This is a genomic window from Pontibacter brevis (assembly GCF_054779655.1).
On record NZ_BAAGXV010000082.1, the window covers coordinates 46354 to 63547 of the forward strand.

The 17194-nt window shown below is 45.1% G+C and carries 16 protein-coding genes; 10 read left to right on the plus strand and 6 right to left on the minus strand.

Annotation, left to right across the window (positions count from 1 at the left end; translation table 11 throughout):
• Positions 1 to 203 precede the first annotated feature (203 nt).
• The 6 genes from ACYVB1_RS17265 (at position 204) to ACYVB1_RS17290 (ending at position 7434) form a co-directional block, all read left to right on the plus strand.
• A complete protein-coding gene (locus ACYVB1_RS17265; RefSeq protein ID WP_460925043.1) occupies positions 204 to 1388 on the plus strand; it encodes a glycosyltransferase family 2 protein in 1185 nt (394 codons plus the stop codon).
• 59 nt (positions 1389 to 1447) lie between these two features.
• On the plus strand, positions 1448 to 2068 hold the full coding sequence (locus ACYVB1_RS17270) for an acyltransferase (RefSeq protein ID WP_460925044.1): 621 nt from the start codon (positions 1448 to 1450) through the stop codon (positions 2066 to 2068).
• A 218-nt stretch (positions 2069 to 2286) separates the two neighbouring features.
• Positions 2287 to 3522, plus strand: a complete 1236-nt coding sequence (locus ACYVB1_RS17275; RefSeq protein WP_460925045.1) for a glycosyltransferase — start codon at positions 2287 to 2289, stop codon at positions 3520 to 3522.
• A 273-nt stretch (positions 3523 to 3795) separates the two neighbouring features.
• Positions 3796 to 4662 (plus strand): glycosyltransferase family 2 protein, encoded by an 867-nt coding sequence (locus ACYVB1_RS17280; RefSeq protein ID WP_460925046.1) that lies wholly within the window; start codon positions 3796 to 3798, stop codon positions 4660 to 4662.
• 126 nt (positions 4663 to 4788) lie between these two features.
• A complete protein-coding gene (locus ACYVB1_RS17285) occupies positions 4789 to 6309 on the plus strand; it encodes a lipopolysaccharide biosynthesis protein (protein WP_460925047.1) in 1521 nt (506 codons plus the stop codon).
• A gap of 135 nt (positions 6310 to 6444) precedes the next feature.
• The gene (locus ACYVB1_RS17290; RefSeq protein WP_460925048.1) at positions 6445 to 7434 is read left to right on the plus strand and encodes a hypothetical protein; all 990 of its coding nucleotides are present in this window, start codon (positions 6445 to 6447) and stop codon (positions 7432 to 7434) included.
• Between the two features lie 101 nt (positions 7435 to 7535).
• Here the strand turns inward: ACYVB1_RS17290 and ACYVB1_RS17295 are convergent, their stop codons facing one another.
• The 4 genes from ACYVB1_RS17295 to ACYVB1_RS17310 form a co-directional block, all read right to left on the minus strand.
• Positions 7536 to 8981: a phytoene desaturase family protein gene (locus ACYVB1_RS17295; RefSeq protein WP_460925049.1), complete on the minus strand. Its 1446-nt coding sequence runs from the start codon at positions 8979 to 8981 to the stop codon at positions 7536 to 7538.
• Positions 8982 to 9346: 365 nt separating this feature from the next.
• Positions 9347 to 10267 (minus strand): glycosyltransferase family A protein, encoded by a 921-nt coding sequence (locus ACYVB1_RS17300; RefSeq protein WP_460925050.1) that lies wholly within the window; start codon positions 10265 to 10267, stop codon positions 9347 to 9349.
• Between the two features lie 289 nt (positions 10268 to 10556).
• Positions 10557 to 11600 (minus strand): UbiA family prenyltransferase, encoded by a 1044-nt coding sequence (locus ACYVB1_RS17305; RefSeq protein WP_460925051.1) that lies wholly within the window; start codon positions 11598 to 11600, stop codon positions 10557 to 10559.
• Entirely contained in the window at positions 11575 to 12300 is a 726-nt protein-coding gene (locus tag ACYVB1_RS17310; protein WP_460925052.1) for an HAD family hydrolase, read from the minus strand. The genes ACYVB1_RS17305 and ACYVB1_RS17310 overlap by 26 nt, the downstream gene beginning before the upstream one ends.
• 335 nt (positions 12301 to 12635) lie before the next feature.
• Between ACYVB1_RS17310 and ACYVB1_RS17315 the strand changes: the two genes are divergently transcribed.
• The 4 genes from ACYVB1_RS17315 to ACYVB1_RS17330 all read left to right on the plus strand — a co-directional run bounded on the left by ACYVB1_RS17315 (position 12636) and on the right by ACYVB1_RS17330 (position 14894).
• Positions 12636 to 13031, plus strand: a complete 396-nt coding sequence (locus ACYVB1_RS17315) for a GtrA family protein (RefSeq protein ID WP_460925053.1) — start codon at positions 12636 to 12638, stop codon at positions 13029 to 13031.
• A 179-nt stretch (positions 13032 to 13210) separates the two neighbouring features.
• Complete coding sequence (locus tag ACYVB1_RS17320) at positions 13211 to 13354, plus strand: hypothetical protein (RefSeq protein WP_460925054.1); 144 nt, start codon at positions 13211 to 13213, stop codon at positions 13352 to 13354.
• Positions 13355 to 13378: 24 nt separating this feature from the next.
• On the plus strand, positions 13379 to 13516 hold the full coding sequence (locus ACYVB1_RS17325) for a hypothetical protein (RefSeq protein ID WP_460925055.1): 138 nt from the start codon (positions 13379 to 13381) through the stop codon (positions 13514 to 13516).
• Positions 13517 to 13949: 433 nt separating this feature from the next.
• The gene (locus tag ACYVB1_RS17330; protein WP_460925056.1) at positions 13950 to 14894 is read left to right on the plus strand and encodes a phosphoribosyltransferase family protein; all 945 of its coding nucleotides are present in this window, start codon (positions 13950 to 13952) and stop codon (positions 14892 to 14894) included.
• A gap of 260 nt (positions 14895 to 15154) precedes the next feature.
• Here ACYVB1_RS17330 and ACYVB1_RS17335 read toward each other — a convergent pair whose 3' ends face one another.
• Entirely contained in the window at positions 15155 to 15913 is a 759-nt protein-coding gene (locus tag ACYVB1_RS17335; protein WP_460925057.1) for a class I SAM-dependent methyltransferase, read from the minus strand.
• Between the two features lie 20 nt (positions 15914 to 15933).
• On the minus strand, positions 15934 to 16917 hold the full coding sequence (locus tag ACYVB1_RS17340; protein ID WP_460925058.1) for a glycosyltransferase family 2 protein: 984 nt from the start codon (positions 16915 to 16917) through the stop codon (positions 15934 to 15936).
• Positions 16918 to 17194: the final 277 nt, after the last annotated feature.

The following is a 17194-nucleotide window of genomic DNA, read 5'->3' on the forward strand; positions in this document are numbered from 1 at the left end:
TCTATGCCTTTCGACATTATTGCACTTCCGGCGCTGGTCTGCCTTGTACTTGGCTTTATCAGCGGCTTAAAAACCGGCAAAAAATAACCTACAGGTTATAAAATCATTACCCGACCGAATACCACAATCGCTGACATGCCTGCTATTCAGGGATTGTCTTTAAACCCTTATTTGCTATGCTTTTTCTTAAAACTCTATTTTGGTTGGCCCTGGCTGTCGTACTGTACACTTATGTAGGGTATGGCCTGGTGGTGTGGTTGTGGGCAAAGGCAAAAAGCCTGCTGAGCAACAACAAGGTACTATATTCAAAAAGCTTTGAGCCTGAGGTTACCTTAGTGGTGCCTGCTTACAACGAAGGCGACATTCTTAAAAGCAAGATTGAAGACTGCCTGGCCTTAGACTATCCGGAGGATAAACTCCAGATTACTTTTATAACAGACGGCTCTACTGATAACTCAGCAGAAGTTATTGCCTGCTATCCGCAGGTGTCGCACCTGCACTCCCCCATCAGAGGGGGAAAGTCTCTGGCTGAGAACAGGGCTATGGAGCACGTCAGCACTCCTTACGTGATTTTTACTGACTGCAATACTTTCCTGAACAAGGATGCGGTACGGGAAATGGTAAAACACTACCAGGACCCAAAGGTTGGTGCTGTTTCCGGAGAAAAAAAGATTATCTCAGAAAACTCCTCGTCCGGCTCCGGAGAAGGACTTTACTGGAAGTACGAATCCTTCTTAAAGCGCTGCGATTCACAGATACACAGCCTGATGGGCGCTGCCGGTGAACTGGTGTCTTTCCGCTCAAACCTGTTTCAGCCACTGGAAAAAGATACCATCCTGGATGATTTTGTGCAGTCTCTGCGCATTGTTGACCAAGGCTACAAAGTGGTATATGAACCGGGCGCTTATGCAATGGAGGCCCCTTCCGCGTCTTTAGCAGAGGAGATGAAAAGAAAGATACGTATCTGTGCCGGTGGATGGCAGTCTATGGCGCGGCTAACGTCTTTGCTGAACCCGTTCCGCCAGCCGGTGGTAACCTTCCTGTACCTTTCGCACCGGGTACTGCGCTGGAGCCTGACACCGGCCCTGCTTGCGCTGCTACTTCCCCTTAATGCCGCCTTAGCCTGGCTGCAGGGAGGCCTATACACGCTCATTTTCACCTTGCAGGTTCTCTTTTACCTGATGGCCTGGGCCGGGTGGAGCGCAGAGGCCAAAGGAGTCAAACTGAAACTGCTGGTCGTACCACTTTATTTCTCTATGATGAATGTAGCCGTGTTTGCAGGTTTCTTCCGGTATATCCGGCGTGCCCAGCCTGCCGCATGGGAAAAAGCAAACCGGACTGTGTTGTCGCAGAACGCTTCCAGTTCTACTATGGTAAAGGAAGCTTAAGCAGCTTCCTTTACCTGCATTACGCTTAGCAGGGTATTCTAACTTAACCATTACATCCATTGAGCCTAATTCATAAAATTAAAACAGACTCCCGCCTGAAGGCAATCGCACTTTACCTGCTGATGCCGCCAAACCAGGCAAGGCCACGCTGGTGGGTGCGTAACTTCATGAACCCCTTTTATCATAAAAAAGGCAAAAAAGCTGTTGTTCGGCCAAAGGCGCGCCTCGATGTGCTGCCCTTCAACTCTTTTTCAGTAGGGGAAGACGCTGTGATAGAGGACTATGCTGTTGTAAACAACGGCATGGGGCCGGTGCACATCGGGCAGAATACTTTCATTGGGCTGTTTGACGTCGTGATTGGTCCTATCACCATTGGCAACAGTGTCATCATCGCCCAGAATGTAGTCATGTCAGGCTTAAACCACGGCTACGAAGATGTGAACATCCCTATAAAGGACCAACCTTGTTCTACTGCTGAAATCATAATAGAGGATGAGTGCTGGATTGGGGCGAATGCCGTGATTACAGCGGGGGTACGTATAGGAAAGCATGCTGTGGTAGCTGGCGGAAGTGTTGTAACGAAAGACGTTCCTCCCTATACTGTAGTAGGAGGCAACCCCGCTAAAGTGCTGAAGCGCTATAACTTTGAAACCGCTTCATGGGAAAAGGAATCAAGGTAAAACAAAGTTTTTTCAAATTGTTAAAATAATATAGAGGCAAACGCATATTTATTTTTAGTTTACCGTATAACCCTTGGAGTTCAAACTCCTTATACCTGTTGGAAATGCCTGTTAAAGTTTTGAGTGGTGCTTCACCAGACAAGCCTTTTGTAAAGGTATGTACAAGACCTGAATTCATTAACAGGTAGCTATCTCTCCAATAACACTTATGTATTAGAATGAATTTTGTTTTTGTTAGCCTTCAACGCATTAATACCGACAGGGACTCTACATCCACCAGCCTCGCTAAGGAGCTGGCCAAAAAGCACAAGGTATTGTATGTCAATTCGCCAGTCGACAGAAAAACAATTCTGGCATCTGATAAAGACGAATATACCAAGGCCCACATTGCCTCCATCAAGTCAAAAAAAGACCCACTAACCCAGGTCCATGAAAACCTGTGGGTTTTAAACCCGAGCCATGTTATCGAATCCATCAACTGGATACCATCTACCGCTATTTTCTCGGCGTTAAACTGGGTTAATAACAACCGCTTTGCGAAGGATATAAAAAATGCCCTGGACAGGCTGGGTTTCGAAAAATTTATCCTGATAAACGACAAGGACATTTTCAGAAGCTTTTACCTGAAAGAGATCCTAAAACCAGAGTTTTACCTTTACCTGGACCGTGACCATACGCTTGGCATCGACTACTGGAAGAGGCATGGCATAAGCCTTGAGCCGAAGCTCATGAAGAAAGCGGATGCTATTGTCTGCAACTCCTATGACTTTACGAAGAAAGCCAAGAAGAACAACACCAATAGCTTTTATATTGGCAACGGCTTTGACCTGGATCAATACAACAGTGATGAAATAAGAGAGATACCGGAAGATCTGAAGTCCATTCCGGGACCGCGCATTGGTTATGTGGGTGCTTTACTCACGCTGCGGCTAAACCTTGATATGATGATAGCCATGGCCAAGGCAAGGCCTTCCTGGAGTTTTGTGATGGTTGGCCCGGAAGATGAAGACTTTCAGAAAAGCGAACTTCATGACCTGCCGAACGTCTACTTTTTAGGCAAAAAACACACACAGGACGTTCCTGCCTATATCGAGCATTTTGATGTGTGCATCAATCCACAGATCCTGAACGAGATAACGAAAGGTAATTTTCCGCTGAAGGTTGTGGAGTATCTGGCATTAGGTAAACCTGTAGTAGCTACTGCCACTAATACGATGAACGAGATCTTCAGCAAACACACTTACCTGGCTGACGACACAGATTCTTTTATAGGGCAGATAGATAAGGCATTGGCAGAAGACCAGCCTGCCATGCAGCAGAAAAGAAAGGAATTTGCAAAAAGCTTCAGCTGGGAGAAGGTAGCAGGCCTCCTGCTGTCTTGCATAGAGCGCATTTCAAATAAATCAACAAAACCTACACGCAACGAGCAAAACTTTGAAATAATAACAAAATAATCAGCACTCCGTACACCTTCCGATAATCTGGTAGGCATATAACGGATTCAAGAAATTATTAAGGAAAAGTTATTTAAAGCAGATACACCAGTACTGCTTTAAAAATAAAACAAAGTTTTTAAATAAGAGATACAAAGAACGTAACGAGCCTTTACAGGCTGTACCTGATGAGATTCTCCTTTCTTCCTGAATCCATCCACGCATCATCATGTGAAGCAGGAATACAGTTTATAAAAGGATAGCTAATTTCTAAAGTTAAATAAAACCATTGACATGCAAATTTTCAAAGTACCAGCCTGGGTTAAAAAGCACCAGTACAACTACAAGAGCTTTGAGGAGATTCCTTCAGCTGTTTTCGATGAAATAAACCGGAAACTGGACAAGGTACAGAGCAAGTCCCCGGAAGTAAGTATTGTCATTCCTGCCTGGAACGAGGAAATAAATGTTTTGCGCTGTGTTGCCAGCCTGGCGGAGATAAAGACAAAAATCCCTTTTGAGATCATTGTCGTTAATAACAACTCCACCGACAGAACACAGGACACCATTGATAACCTCCATGTCAAAGGCCTTTTCGAAGGAACACAAGGCAGTGGACCCGCCAGGCAGACTGGTCAGGAAAACGCAGCCGGTAAATATATTTTGTCTGCTGACGCAGATTGCCTGTACCCCTCCTGCTGGGTAGATGAAATGATAAAGGTGCTTCGGAAGCCTGGTGTTGTTTGTGTGTATGGCCGCTACTCTTTCATCAGCGAAAAGGGTTTTCCGCGCTGGAAGTTGTTCCTGCTGGAAAAGATGAAAGATGTGATAGCTGAGTTCAGGCACCTGAACCGCCCCTACTTTAATGCATACGGCATCAGCATGGGCTATATTAAGGAATATGGTTTGAAAGTGGGTATTATCCGAACAAGGTTTCTTGGCGAGGACGGCAAGCTCTGCCTGGATTTGATGCCTTACGGCAAGGTGCTACAGGTACGGTCTAATAAGGCCCGGGCATGGACTGGCCCGCGTGCATTACAACGCCATGGTAATTTCTCAGAAGCCCTGATGCTACGAATCAACAAAGAAATAAAGCGGTTTATGGATAACTTCCACTCCCGCCTTGCGCACGACCCGCACGATAAAAAGTTCTCCAAACAATAATGCTGCTACAAAAGCGCCATACATTGCCACGCTCTAAATATCAGCTTACATGACATTCACCCTTAGCGTACCCTTATTCGTTCTTTTGTCTATCTGCAACCTTGTACCTCTTATACTACTTAATATATGGATTTAGGTCTGGTAAAAGAGGAAAAGCAGGAGCAGAAATGGTTTGAAACAGTACACCTGAAAGAGGATTTGAAATCCCGCTCTGTAAAGGGTGGCTTCATCACCGTTGCAGGCCAGGTTGTTTCATTTGCCTTGAATATTTCCTCTACTATTGTACTGGCAAGGCTACTAACTCCGGAAGATTACGGCTTGGTAGCCATGGTTACCGCTGTCACAGGCTTTGTAACCATCTTCAAAGATTTAGGTTTATCCGCAGCCGTTATCCAAAAGGAGCAGATAAACCAGCAACAGGTAAGTGCTGTTTTCTGGATAAATGTTTTCATCAGCCTTGGCATCGCCCTTATTGTATCGCTGCTCGCCCCTGTGCTGGTGAATTTCTATGATGAAGAGCGGCTGTTTTATATCACACTTGTATTCTCCGCAGGCATTTTCATTTCAGGGCTTTCCCTTCAGCACAATGCCCTCATGAAGCGGCAAATGAAATTCCAGCGCCTTGCGATGATAAATACGGCCAATGCATTTTTCAGCATTGTCTGTGGCGTTCTGCTGGCCTGGTTCGGTTTCGGCTACTGGGCTATTGTCGCTATTTCGGTGCTGTTCCCTTCTTTTAACACCCTGGCTTTGTGGCTGGTCTGTGACTGGAGACCTAGTTTTACTTTAAAAGCAAACGACGTAAAGTCTTTTCTGAAGTTCGGGGCTGGTATAACTGGGTTCGACATGATCAACTACTTCTCAAGAAACATGGACAATGTGCTGATAGGTAAGTTTGTTGGTTCTGTCGCACTGGGTTTATATACAAAGGCTTACCAGTTACTCCTGTTACCTATCACACAGTTGAGAGACCCGCTAAACGGAGTAGCACTGCCGGCCCTGAGTACCTTGCAAAACGACAGTGGCAAATACAGAAGCTATTACAAGCGCTTTCTGTTTACGCTTGCTTTCTTTTCAATGCCTGCAGTGGTATACATGGCTGTCTTCTCAGAAGAACTCATCCTGATAGTGTTGGGTGATCAGTGGATAGAGGCAAGTTCAATCTTCCGGGTACTGGCCCTGGCAGCCTTCATCCAGCCGCTATTGAGCACAATTGGATTAGTCATGATATCTACCGGCGACATAAAAAGATACTTTACCTGGGGCTGTATCAACGCTGCCTTAGTGGTGACAGCATTTTTTATTGGTGTACAGTGGGGCGTGGATGGAGTAGCCAAGGCCTATGTGGCTATCACGTACATTCTCTTTTTCCCTGCTTTATTTTACTCCCTGCGTAATTCCCCGGTATCTGTTTCGTTGTTTCTAAAGGAGATTTCCTTTCCGGGAATATTTTCTATTATCTGTGGAGTAGCCATGTACTACTTCCGAAACTATTTTCACGATTTACATGACATTGTTTTGTGTGTTTCGGGCTTTTTAGCAGGTGGCATGCTTTACCTGGTGCTCTGGTTTATTAGCAAAGCCAGCAGGGAAAGAGCAAAGCAGGTATTAGAGATTGGCTCTGTATTAACAAATAAATTTAAATAAACAGGTTCCTTATTTTCTATAAATTACCATCTATTTACCTAAGTTAATGGACAGCTATAGCGAACAATACTGCTGCAGCTTTAGTATCAGTAAAATAGCTTGTTTAGATATCAGGCTATTCCCCAAAAAACATGCATGCGAAGCCTCATTTTCAACTTTCTATCTTTCTTTATCCTAATCAAGTATCCTTCAATCCAGAAGCGCTACCGCTATTTTCTAAGGGATAATTATTACAGCAGACTACTACAAACAAAGTACCTGATCAAAGATTATGTTGTCAGAAAGAAATACAAAACCATTCATTATTATGGTGAGTTTCAGCAGGAGTTAACCTTTATTCTGCCTTTCGCTTACTGGCACCACCTGAATGGGACACTCTGTAAAACTATCTCCTGTAAGGATACAAAAGAACTGTACTTCTTTAGCGAAAACCACGAGGAAAGGTATGCTGAAAGAGACGCTGCCTCCAATTACGGTAGTTACGAGGTGCCCAACATGACCCACAGCATTTCCTACAGCTACTCTAAATGGGCCAGGGTCCCCTTTAAGGAACATTTTCAAAACAATATTTTCCGTTTCGGAAAACCCACACTGGTGATTGCGAACAAATTCAACATTGAGTGGGATGACCAGCCCGTGAATTTCATCAGCATTCCGACACTTCACGAAATCATATCCAAGTACAAAGACCGGTACCAGATAGTTTACAACCGGCCCCTGTCCAGGCATATTGTGTTGGACAACAGCGAGATTTTAGATCTGAATGAGTACCAGTGGCTGCGGGAAACGCACCCCGACGTCATACTCATGAACGATTTATACCAGCGCCACCGCGATTGTGTAAACAACTTTAATCACCTTCAGTTGCTGGTGTATGCCAATTGCAGTCACTTTGTGTCTGTTCATGGAGGAACCGGAACTCTGGCAAGCTGTTTTGGTGGCACCAATATTATCCTGTCCAAGCAAGGAATTGAGCATAAATTCAACGAATTCGCCACTATCTTCCCGACACTTTCCGGAGCTACCATTCTGCACGCTAAAACAGAAGATGATATTCTAAGCTACCTTGAGGAGCATTTCCTTTATGGCCCCAAACCCAGCCAGGCCATAGATGCTTTGATATAGCTTTTCTTAAGGCCTCAGAGGCAGCAGGAGTACGTTAGAAAGAAAATGGATCAGGGCACATCCACTGCGTCAGGCAAGCAGGAGCAGCCTGTAAACGAGTTTTACAGACTCTTGGCCCGGAGGTTGAACACATCTGCCAAAGCCCTTCTGGCAGCATGATACCCGCACATGCCATGCACACCGCCTCCCGGTGGTGTGGAAGACGAGCAAATGTACAGCCCCTTGGCAGAGGTTCTGTAGGGCGAAAGCCGGAGGGCAGGCCTGGTAAACAGCTGCCCGACATCAATAATACCTCCGTTGATGTCTCCCCCTATGTAGTTGGCATTATAAGCTTCCATCTCAGAAGTGTTCATCACATGCCTGGCCAGGATCCGGTCCCGGAAACCGGGGGCAAAGCGCTCTACCTGTTTCTCAATGGCTTCCGTCATATCAACTTTTGATCCGTTTGGCACATGGCAATAGGCCCAGGCTGTTTGCTTACCATCTGGTGCACGTGTTGGGTCAAACAGGCTCTGCTGCGCCAGCAGAACAAAAGGCTTTTCCGGGTGCCCTCCTTTGTGGGAAACATATTCCGAAGCAGTAATTTCTTCCAGGGTATTCCCCAGGTGCACGGTACCCGCCAGCTTACATTCAGCTGCTGTGAAAGGTATGGGGCCGTCCAGTGCCCAGTCTACCTTAAACACCCCCATGCCGTAGCGGTAGCGCTCCAGTTGCCACTGGTAAAGTGAAGAAAACCGGTGGCCGGCAATCTGTAACAGCTGCTTCGGCGTTACGTCAAAAAGCACTGCATGGGCGGAAGGCAGCTGCTTCAGCGAACTGACAGGAAAATTGGTTTCTACCTTCCCTCCTAACGACTCAAAATAAGAAGCAAGCGCTTTTGCTATTGCCTGCGAGCCGCCTTTTGGAAGTGGCCATCCTTTGATGTGCCCCATGGCCATGAGCACCAGTCCGATGGCAGAGGTAGCTGTGTTGGTTAAGGGCTGTATGGAATGTGCGGCCATACCGGCCCACAACCCACGTGCTTCAGTGGTCTTAAACCGGAAATTCGCCAGGAAAACAGCTGACTGCAGCGCATTCAGCCCAAACTGGCCCATGGCCACAGGATGGCTCGGTATCCGGAGTGGCCCCAACGCGGTCTTTGCAATGTCCGGCCAGTCCCTCACCAAAGGCCTTATCAGCTTCTGGTATGAATTTTCGTCGCGGCCCAACAGCCTGGCTGTTTCTTCTATGGAGCTCCGTAAGGTAGCGGCTGTTCCATTATCGAAGGGATGAGCTGCTGACACCGGCGGGGTGACATATTCCAGTCCATGCGCCGCTAAGGGCAGCGTTTTAAAATAAGGAGATTCCGCTGCCAGTGGGTGAATGGCAGAGCAAATGTCATGTACAAAACCAGGCAAAGTCAGTTCTGCCGATCGTAAACCGCCTCCAATAGTAGCCTTTGCTTCCAGCAGCAATACGGAAAGGCCTGCCTCCTGCATGGTGACTGCGGCTGCCAGGCCGTTTGGCCCTGAGCCAACAACAACTGCATCAAAATCTCGCTTGCTCAACCTGTGGTACCTATATAAGTAAATTGGGTGTTCGTGCCATGACATGAAGCACAGATAAACTCAACAGTCTTAAAATTAAGAAGCATAGCAATGATAACAAGGCTGCGGATCGAACTTATTTATTTCAGGGAAACTTAGCAGCCTCCGGAGAATGTACGGATTGGGGTTCATCAGGTCATCTGCCTGTTTTGCCTCTGACAGGTTAAAGATGTGACATATCTTTATACTCTCCTACCAAAGAAAGAGACAGGGCACCCTTTTATTAGTCGGGCATACCTGTCTCCGGAGGTACTGTACTTGTCTCATCAGTTACACCAGTGGAACATGCAGTCTTTTTAGCAAAGCATTATGAAGTACACCTTTCATCAAACAACCATGGTGTTGTTGTGTTTCATGATCAGGTCTCTTGAATTAAGGGGTTCTTTACCGAAGTTTTTGTAAAGGACAAAATTCTGCATTCCTCCCGGATTGGCAGTGAGAATGCCATTCCTGATGTTGTCGTTGGATAGTTTCCTGTTAGAACCTTCCAATTCATAATAGTCCGCCCGCTCCTCTGTGCAGTTAACAGCTTTCTCCAGAGTAGTATTACTCAGGTACCGCTGAAAGTTTTCCAGTTTCTCCTGCTTAAATTCAAAGCCCATTTCCCGGCCCCTGTTTACAAGGTCAATGTCTTCATGGCCAATCGGCAGGAAAGCTTCATCATAGCCCCCCAGCTTCATAAAATTTTCTTTATAAAAACTAAGCCTGCCTACAGTGCCCCAGAATGGAGGCTTATGAAACTGGTAGATGGTGTTGGTACCGTTCTGATTATAGAGGTAGTTGATATAGTAGGCCATGTCCTTGCCTGTAAAATTATCACCATCCACATTACACACGATGTCTCCTTTTGCAAGGGCATGCGAGAGGTTCTTGGCTTTTGAAGCATGGAATTTCTGAGGCTCATACGTTTTGTAATAGCTGAGCACACCTTCCTCTATATATTTTGTCAGATTGTTTTTTACGTAGTCTTCCAGTCCATCCTGAGAGTTGTAGTCGATAAGAACAAACTCCACGTTTGGATAGCTGATATTGTCTATCATATTTTTTTCCAGCGTATGCTTCAGGTGAAAAAGCCTGTTCATACAGGTGGTACAAAATGAGATAGCGTAATGATGGCTCTGGTTATAAATTTCAGCCGGAAGTTCGGTGTCGTTGTACTTCCTGAGGTTTATATCCCTGAAGGTTCTGATTTTCCTTTCGAGCCCATGCGGTATCAGGTTCTTCAGTAATAACGACAGCTTAGACATATCTAATATGATAAATTAGGTTGATGAAACGGGAAAAACAAATAAAAGATTAACTCCAGAAACGGGGTTAATCTTTTATTTAGTCAAATTAATAGAAAATTAGAACAATGTTAGAAAAACTTCCAGGTTGTAATCGAAACTTCACTTGCAGTTAAAATCATACATACTTTTGCCATGTCCGCCGTACCGCCTGCTCAGATAAAGAGGCAGCCGCTCATACTGGATACAAAGCTTCCAGGTACCTAACCAGCTGCGTGGTAAAGCTTCTTGTCGCCCTTTACGCTACTTATCAGCTAAAGGTGGTATTTCTTAAGAACCATTTTAGCCAGGGAATATCCACAAACATGAGTGTAACCAGCAATGCGGCAAAAAACACCACGTAGAGCATAAACCATTTGCGTGTATATAGTTTCTCTGAGCCTTGAACCGGTGAGTCCTTCAACAATCCGATTTTAAGGTACCATGCAAAAAGAAGTGCGAAAAACGGAAAGCTGATGAGAAGCTCCAGCCGGTTTTTAACCAGGAAGATACCCAGGAAAAAAGCAGACGTCAGCGCATAAAAGAACATTGAAATCAGCAGGCTGTTTTCTGTGTAATATTTAAAAGACTTGCGGTATAGTCCTGCCAGATCAGGGTTATCTATCAGGCGGAATTCAGCAAAACGCTTTGTGGCCATCAGGAAGGCCCCTCCCATCCAGTATGCGATAATGATACTGGAGGGCGGGAACGTAAGCCACTCTATATCCCACGCGCTCTGTGGCAGCGCCAGTACGGGTGTAAAAATAAACCATCCCAGTGCAAAGCGAATCGGGTTGTTAACAGATTCAGAAAGCACATCTAGGTATACCCTGTCTTTGCTGCGGAAAGGTTTAACATTATAGATAACACCCATAAACAGCAGAAAAGCCGATATAATCAGAAACTGCATGGAAATGACGTAGGCCAGTGAAAGCCCTATGGCAGCCAGCAATACATATTCTGAATAAACCAGCACCGGGTTAACAACGCGCACGACGGAGGTGCGCTTTTTCTTCAGGGGGTGAAACTTGTCGAATTCAGCGTCCAGATATTCGTTGATGACATAGTTGGCCGAAGCGATTAAACAGGTACTGACCACGCCAATGAGAATACGGGAAAGCAGCGTTAAATCAATAGGTGTTTGATACACTATGAAGGCAAACAGCATGCCCGGCACCATAAAAATATTCTTAATCCAGTTGTCCGGACGCGCTATAGCAACATAATCAGGGAGGGATGCTGGTATTACCGCTGGCTGCTGCGCGACAAAAGGTGCCTGCGATGCAGAATCAGGACGCGAGAGATTGGGTTCCATACTCTTTTTTTTTGAAAGTTAGTGTTTGTGTAAGTGTCGTGTAAAAGTCAAATTGTTCAAGAGGCTTCTTGTCGATAATGAGGTAAGGCATGTGTGCCTGCAAAGCACACTCCCCGTCCATCTCCTGCCGGTCGCCAATAAAGAGGCAATCGGATGGGGTAAGTCCCAGCTTTTCGACAGTATAAAGCAGCCCTTTCGGGTTGGGTTTCAGTTGGTTTACCTCAGGGTCTGTAGAGGCAACCACCACATCAGCAGCCAGGCCCATTACGGCTAGTTTGTCATGCGCCTTATAATCGGAGTAGATGGCTATTTTAATGCCTTTCTGCCGGAGCAGGTGAAACAGTTCCCGGGTTCCGGGGTACGTACAACTGGCCAGGTGGCGGAGAGGGTGTTGGAAGATCCAGCGCTCTACTACTTCTTTTAACTTCTGAACGGGGTGGCCCTTTTTTTCAGCACACCAGCTATACTGTGCGTTTTCCAAATCAGGGCATCCCTCCCCTGCCCGTCTCTCCCGCTCATTTCTGAAATGCGAGAGCATCATCATTTCTTTCAGCCGCCACGGCCGCCACAGGTAATATGTCAGAAGAGCCGAAAGCATTTTCTTCCTTAGTTTCGACTGGTCATACAGCGTTCCATCCACGTCAAAAATCACTGCTTTCACTGCCTTCCAGTCTACCTCAGGTGCTTGCTTATGCTGCATAGGGTAGCTTGTAATTTGGGTGATTTACTCTTGTAGTTCTCAACTTCATAGCATGAAAAAGACACAAAAAAGCATGTTCGCCCTTTCGGTGTCCAAAAAAACATATATGGAGTTCAAGTACGGAGGCGTAGGAGTTTAGTTTAGGTTTTGCATAAATTTAATATTTGTGTTTAATTTGACAACACGTAATATATATTAATATAAATAATTTAAGATATGAATATATGGTAAAACAAATACTAATGATTATCAGTATTACTACCATCTTATTCACCTTTAGTCCGTACTTACCGAACCATGTAAAAGCAGTGTACGCAACTAAATAAAACCTACGCATGTCCCTCTTAAAAAAAGCAAATAAAAGCCAGGTAGTCCGGTTTCTGATCGTAGGGTGCTTCTGCGCAGGTGTAGAATTTGTGTTGTTTGCCCTGCTGGTGCACCTCTTCGGGGTAAATTATCTGCATGCCAACCTGGCCTCCCTGCTGGTGGCTGTGTTGCTCAATTACCTCATCTCACGCAAACATGTCTTTAAAAGCGGAAGGTATTCGGGTAAGGTTGAATTCTCCGCCTTTGTGCTTCTTTCGGCAATCGGAGTTGCCCTGAACCAGTACCTGGTGTGGTGTTTTATTGAGCAGGTAGAACTGAACGTGAATGTAGGAAAGGTGCTGGCCATTGGGCTTGTGGCTGTGTTCAATTACCTGACAAAAAAACATATTGTTTTCAGAGATTAAGCCTTATAAGTAATCAATGTTCGTCAAACCTATTCACTCCCACTAACCACTTTTCTTAAACAAAGAAACATTCAGGTTACTTCTCCCACCATTCAGCCCGGTGTTGGGTTATGCCCACCGATGCATGCCTCAGCACAGCAAGCCGGCACCTGCGCGATGCCCTGCTATATAAATAGCAAATGAAAAAATGCGGCATTGCCTACATCAACTGGAACACAATACCGGCATACAGATTTTATAAAGAAGTTTACGATTTTAAGTTCGACGTAACGGAGGGGCAAGATGTAAGGAAGAAATCGAAGAATACAGCAGATTACTTCTGAAACTTGAAACCTGCTATAAAAGCCATGGCCCCTTATGATCGGGCATGGGTGCTCCTTCATAAGGAAATGGGCGCCAACATTGGTGAAGAGGAAACTGCAAAAGACGTGTTTGGAGCAAAATTAAAGGATGGGAAGCGCTTTGTTAAGTTCTTTCTGCTATAGCAAGGCATAAAGATCCCTATCGGGGCAAAGACACAGCTGTCATTTTTTTTGAGTTTACTAACACCTGATAAACAAGACTTTGAGCTCCTCCCAATCAAATTAAATGCACCATAAACGTATCTTTATATAGCATATATTGAATCATCTAGATTTTTAATTCAAAAAAATAAAAACCCATTTTAGATTATTAAGTATAAGCTACGGTAAATATAGATTACGCAACAAAGTTAGCCTGTTTAGCAAGAGACTTGTCACATGAAAAATCTCGGCCTTTATAGAGGTGAAACAAGACCAGAAACAGAGTTTAATAAGCAGCAATTTCACTTTATCGATTCTTCTTCTGTCTAAGGGGTGTCCTTTACTTAAAGGGATCGCTGTTTTTTAGCCGTGGTGCTAAGCTATACTTTCGGTTTTTACAGCAAACAATAAAATAATGAATTACAGGTCTATTGAAGATTTAAATCAGTGTATCGCTACCAACCTCTCTAAGGTACCCTTAGGAACAGATCTTATTGTTGGAGTGCCCAGAAGCGGACTGCTTGCAGCAAACCTTTTAGCACTTCATCTTAACCTGCCATTTGCCGATGTAGAAGGTTTTATAGAAGGCCGTATCCTGCAGTCTGGCAGCCGCATGAAGAGTTACCTCAAACCCTTTGAGGACTACAAGAAAGTGCTCATCATTGAAGACAGCGTATGGTCGGGCAAGTCTATCAAAGAGGTAAAAGAGAAACTGGAAGGTCTGTACCCTGAAAAAGAAATCACTTACGCTGCTGTTTTTGCAGCCCCAGAGGCAACCGATAAAATTGATTTCTATTTTGACATTTGCCCCGGCCCCCGCATCTTTGAATGGAACATGATGCACCACGACCTGCTGGAAAACTGCTGTGTCGACATTGATGGTGTACTATGCAAAGACCCCACAGAAGAAGAGAATGATGACGGGCCTAACTACGAGCACTTCCTCTGCAACGTAGAACCCTTCTTCCGCCCTACCAGGACAATTGGCGTTATTGTAACTAACCGCTTGGAGCGTTACCGGGCCCTTACAGAACAATGGCTGGCCAAAAACAACATCAAATACAACAAACTGGTCATGCTTGACCTGCCTACCAAGGAGGCCCGGCAGAAGGCCAATAACTACGGCGGGTTCAAGGCATCTGTTTACCTGAAGTATGACAGCTGGCTTTTTATTGAAAGTTCGATATGGCAGGCCCAGCAAATTGCTGATATTTCCGGGAAGCCTGTTTACTGTGTGGATGCCCGTAAAATGGTTTACCCGAACATGCTGGGCGAAACCAAGGGGAAGGTAAGGCAATTGTTTCAGAAAGCAACTGAGATGGTGAAAGGGAGCTTTGCAAGCAGGCAGGTCGCTACCTAATCAGTCTTATATCACGAAGAAATTTCATAAGTGGTATTTAGTATACCACAAAGAACCTGACAAAGCAGGCGAAGAAGCTTCTTCAGAAGTGATACCGGTAATACAGAAGTGTACTGTAATGGCAGAAGGATTGATTTTTATCAGTATTCCTGCTACTACAGTACACTTCTTTTTTGGGATAGGATTTACATTTTGTAATCAGATTGCAGACGGATACCAGCTCCTGTAGTATTTGAACCTCCTTTACTTCTACTTTTAACTCAGCCACGCTGGAACCACCAAATCTGATATATACTCGCTTTGTATTGTAAAGCTTTCATAACCCATGTCAAGCCGAGTTTTTCAAGCAGGGAAGCCAGGCGGTAATTAGCAGCAGCTTTATACCAAAACGACATCTCAGGTAAATCAAGATAGGCACGGTCGTGCTTGATGGCGTAGAACTTGTTTTGCCTGAAGAGTGCCCGTAACTCTTTCTCCGTGATCCATTCTTCCAACGGCTGCAGGTCAGACTCAATCCGTAGGTATTTCTCTTTTTCCTCCCCGCGCGGTGTAGTAATAATCACATGGCCTTTTGGCGTAAGGCACTGCGCCATCTGTTTCAGAAAAGCCTGCTTATCCTCTACATGCTCAATTACCTCGCTGCAGATAATAATATCATAGGGCTTAAAGTCAGGAGATGCTAAGAGAACCGGAAGGGTGCCAACATAAAACGTTAAATGCGGGTAATTTCTCCTGGCCAGCTCTACAGGAGCAGCGACAGGCTCAATACCTTCACAACTTCCAAAGCAGCTGGCCATGTTTGTGAGCCAGCCACGGCCACAGCCAATGTCAAGAATGCGCAATTCGCGTTTAATGCCGTTGCTACCTGGCTGAGGAATCTGGCTGAGGTATTCACAAATCTTTGCCCAGCGCACAGCCTCATCTAGATTAGGATAGGGTGTTGAATATTCCGGGTCCTGCGTAAAGAGCTTCTTATAATAATCTTCTTCACTCATAACCTTGTCTAGGGTACTGTTCATAGGATGTTGATTATGTTGATTTACCTTCTGTTCAATATCATTTTTAAATAGACCTTGCCAATCTTCCAGTACAACAGCGGATCGCTGTGCAGGGCCAAGGTCTGCTTCACCTGTTGCTTTACCCCTGCTTTGTTGTGTGAAGAATGCCAGACCTGGTTGGCCACCCGAAGCCCGTAGTGGGCATAGAACTTTTTTGACTTCTTCAGTAAATTGTCCTTTTGTTCCGTTGGCAGGTAGTTCTGAATATACTCCATCACCCGCAGGAGGTCTTTCAGGTAAAGTCCAGTCACAAACTTCTGCCCTGAAATAGAGCTGGAATGCTTACGGTAATCGGCCAAAACCTCCGGGGTGTACGCAATCGGGTAATGGCTGGCTATGCGTACCCACATTTCCCAGTCCTCGCCGTAAGTCACCCCATAAAAGCCGCCTAACTTTTCGTATACTTCGCGCCGTACTGCAATGGCAGCATACTGTATGCGCTGGTACTCGCTTATTTTAAGAAGCCAGTCGCTTAAAATGCCGGCCTCCATCATTTCGGGCCTTTGATCGTACAGCTCTTCACCTTTTTCGTCTATGTAAGTGAAGCGGGAAAAGGCGGCTCCTGCCTCCGGGTGTTTATAAAACAACTCTTCCAGCTTTTGGTAATAGCCGTTCCTTACCCTGTCATCGCCATGGAGAATATGCACCACTTTACCTTGCGCCCGGTTAATGCAGGTTACAAAATTGTGTAAGCTGCCTACATTTTGCTCCTGCCTGAAATACTGTACCCTTCCTTTGCCAATTTCTTTCACCAGGGCCTCCACATCCGCATCCGTGCTGGCATCGTCTACCACCTCAATCTGCATGTCCTGTGGGCTTACCTGATTCTCCAGCACACTCTCCAGCGTTTCTGCTAGGTATTGAGAGCAGTTGTACACTGGTATCATGACTGACCAGAAAGGCCTGGCCTCTGCAGAGGGCAAGGGTTGAATAACAGGGGGTGAGGATGGAATTCTCTCCATCATAATGCTATCGTTAGGTTCAAAACAATATAAGCACAATATCCAATTGATAAAACAAATCAGATAATATTAATTTAATTAAATATAAATATTATTCATTATTACGGATTGTAAACAGGAAGGTATTGATTCTGGTGACATTTATTTTTTTAATAAAACTACTTCTAATGAGGAATTTTAGGTCGTGTTGACAATTAATGAATGATTTTGTTTTACTGTTGTTTAAGTTTCAAAAAGCTTATGCGACGTTACGAAATCAGCGACTATGACTGGCAACGCC

Coding starts and splice junctions, on each gene's coding strand:
- ACYVB1_RS17275 (WP_460925045.1), top strand. CDS start 2,287: ATGAATTTTGTTTTTGTTAGCCTTCAACGCATTAATACCGACAGGGAC.
- ACYVB1_RS17280 (WP_460925046.1), top strand. CDS start 3,796: ATGCAAATTTTCAAAGTACCAGCCTGGGTTAAAAAGCACCAGTACAAC.
- ACYVB1_RS17285 (WP_460925047.1), top strand. CDS start 4,789: ATGGATTTAGGTCTGGTAAAAGAGGAAAAGCAGGAGCAGAAATGGTTT.
- ACYVB1_RS17290 (WP_460925048.1), top strand. CDS start 6,445: ATGCGAAGCCTCATTTTCAACTTTCTATCTTTCTTTATCCTAATCAAG.
- ACYVB1_RS17300 (WP_460925050.1), bottom strand. CDS start 10,267: ATGTCTAAGCTGTCGTTATTACTGAAGAACCTGATACCGCATGGGCTC.
- ACYVB1_RS17305 (WP_460925051.1), bottom strand. CDS start 11,600: ATGGAACCCAATCTCTCGCGTCCTGATTCTGCATCGCAGGCACCTTTT.
- ACYVB1_RS17310 (WP_460925052.1), bottom strand. CDS start 12,300: ATGCAGCATAAGCAAGCACCTGAGGTAGACTGGAAGGCAGTGAAAGCA.
- ACYVB1_RS17315 (WP_460925053.1), top strand. CDS start 12,636: ATGTCCCTCTTAAAAAAAGCAAATAAAAGCCAGGTAGTCCGGTTTCTG.
- ACYVB1_RS17320 (WP_460925054.1), top strand. CDS start 13,211: ATGAAAAAATGCGGCATTGCCTACATCAACTGGAACACAATACCGGCA.
- ACYVB1_RS17325 (WP_460925055.1), top strand. CDS start 13,379: ATGGCCCCTTATGATCGGGCATGGGTGCTCCTTCATAAGGAAATGGGC.
- ACYVB1_RS17330 (WP_460925056.1), top strand. CDS start 13,950: ATGAATTACAGGTCTATTGAAGATTTAAATCAGTGTATCGCTACCAAC.
- ACYVB1_RS17335 (WP_460925057.1), bottom strand. CDS start 15,913: ATGAACAGTACCCTAGACAAGGTTATGAGTGAAGAAGATTATTATAAG.
- ACYVB1_RS17340 (WP_460925058.1), bottom strand. CDS start 16,917: ATGATGGAGAGAATTCCATCCTCACCCCCTGTTATTCAACCCTTGCCC.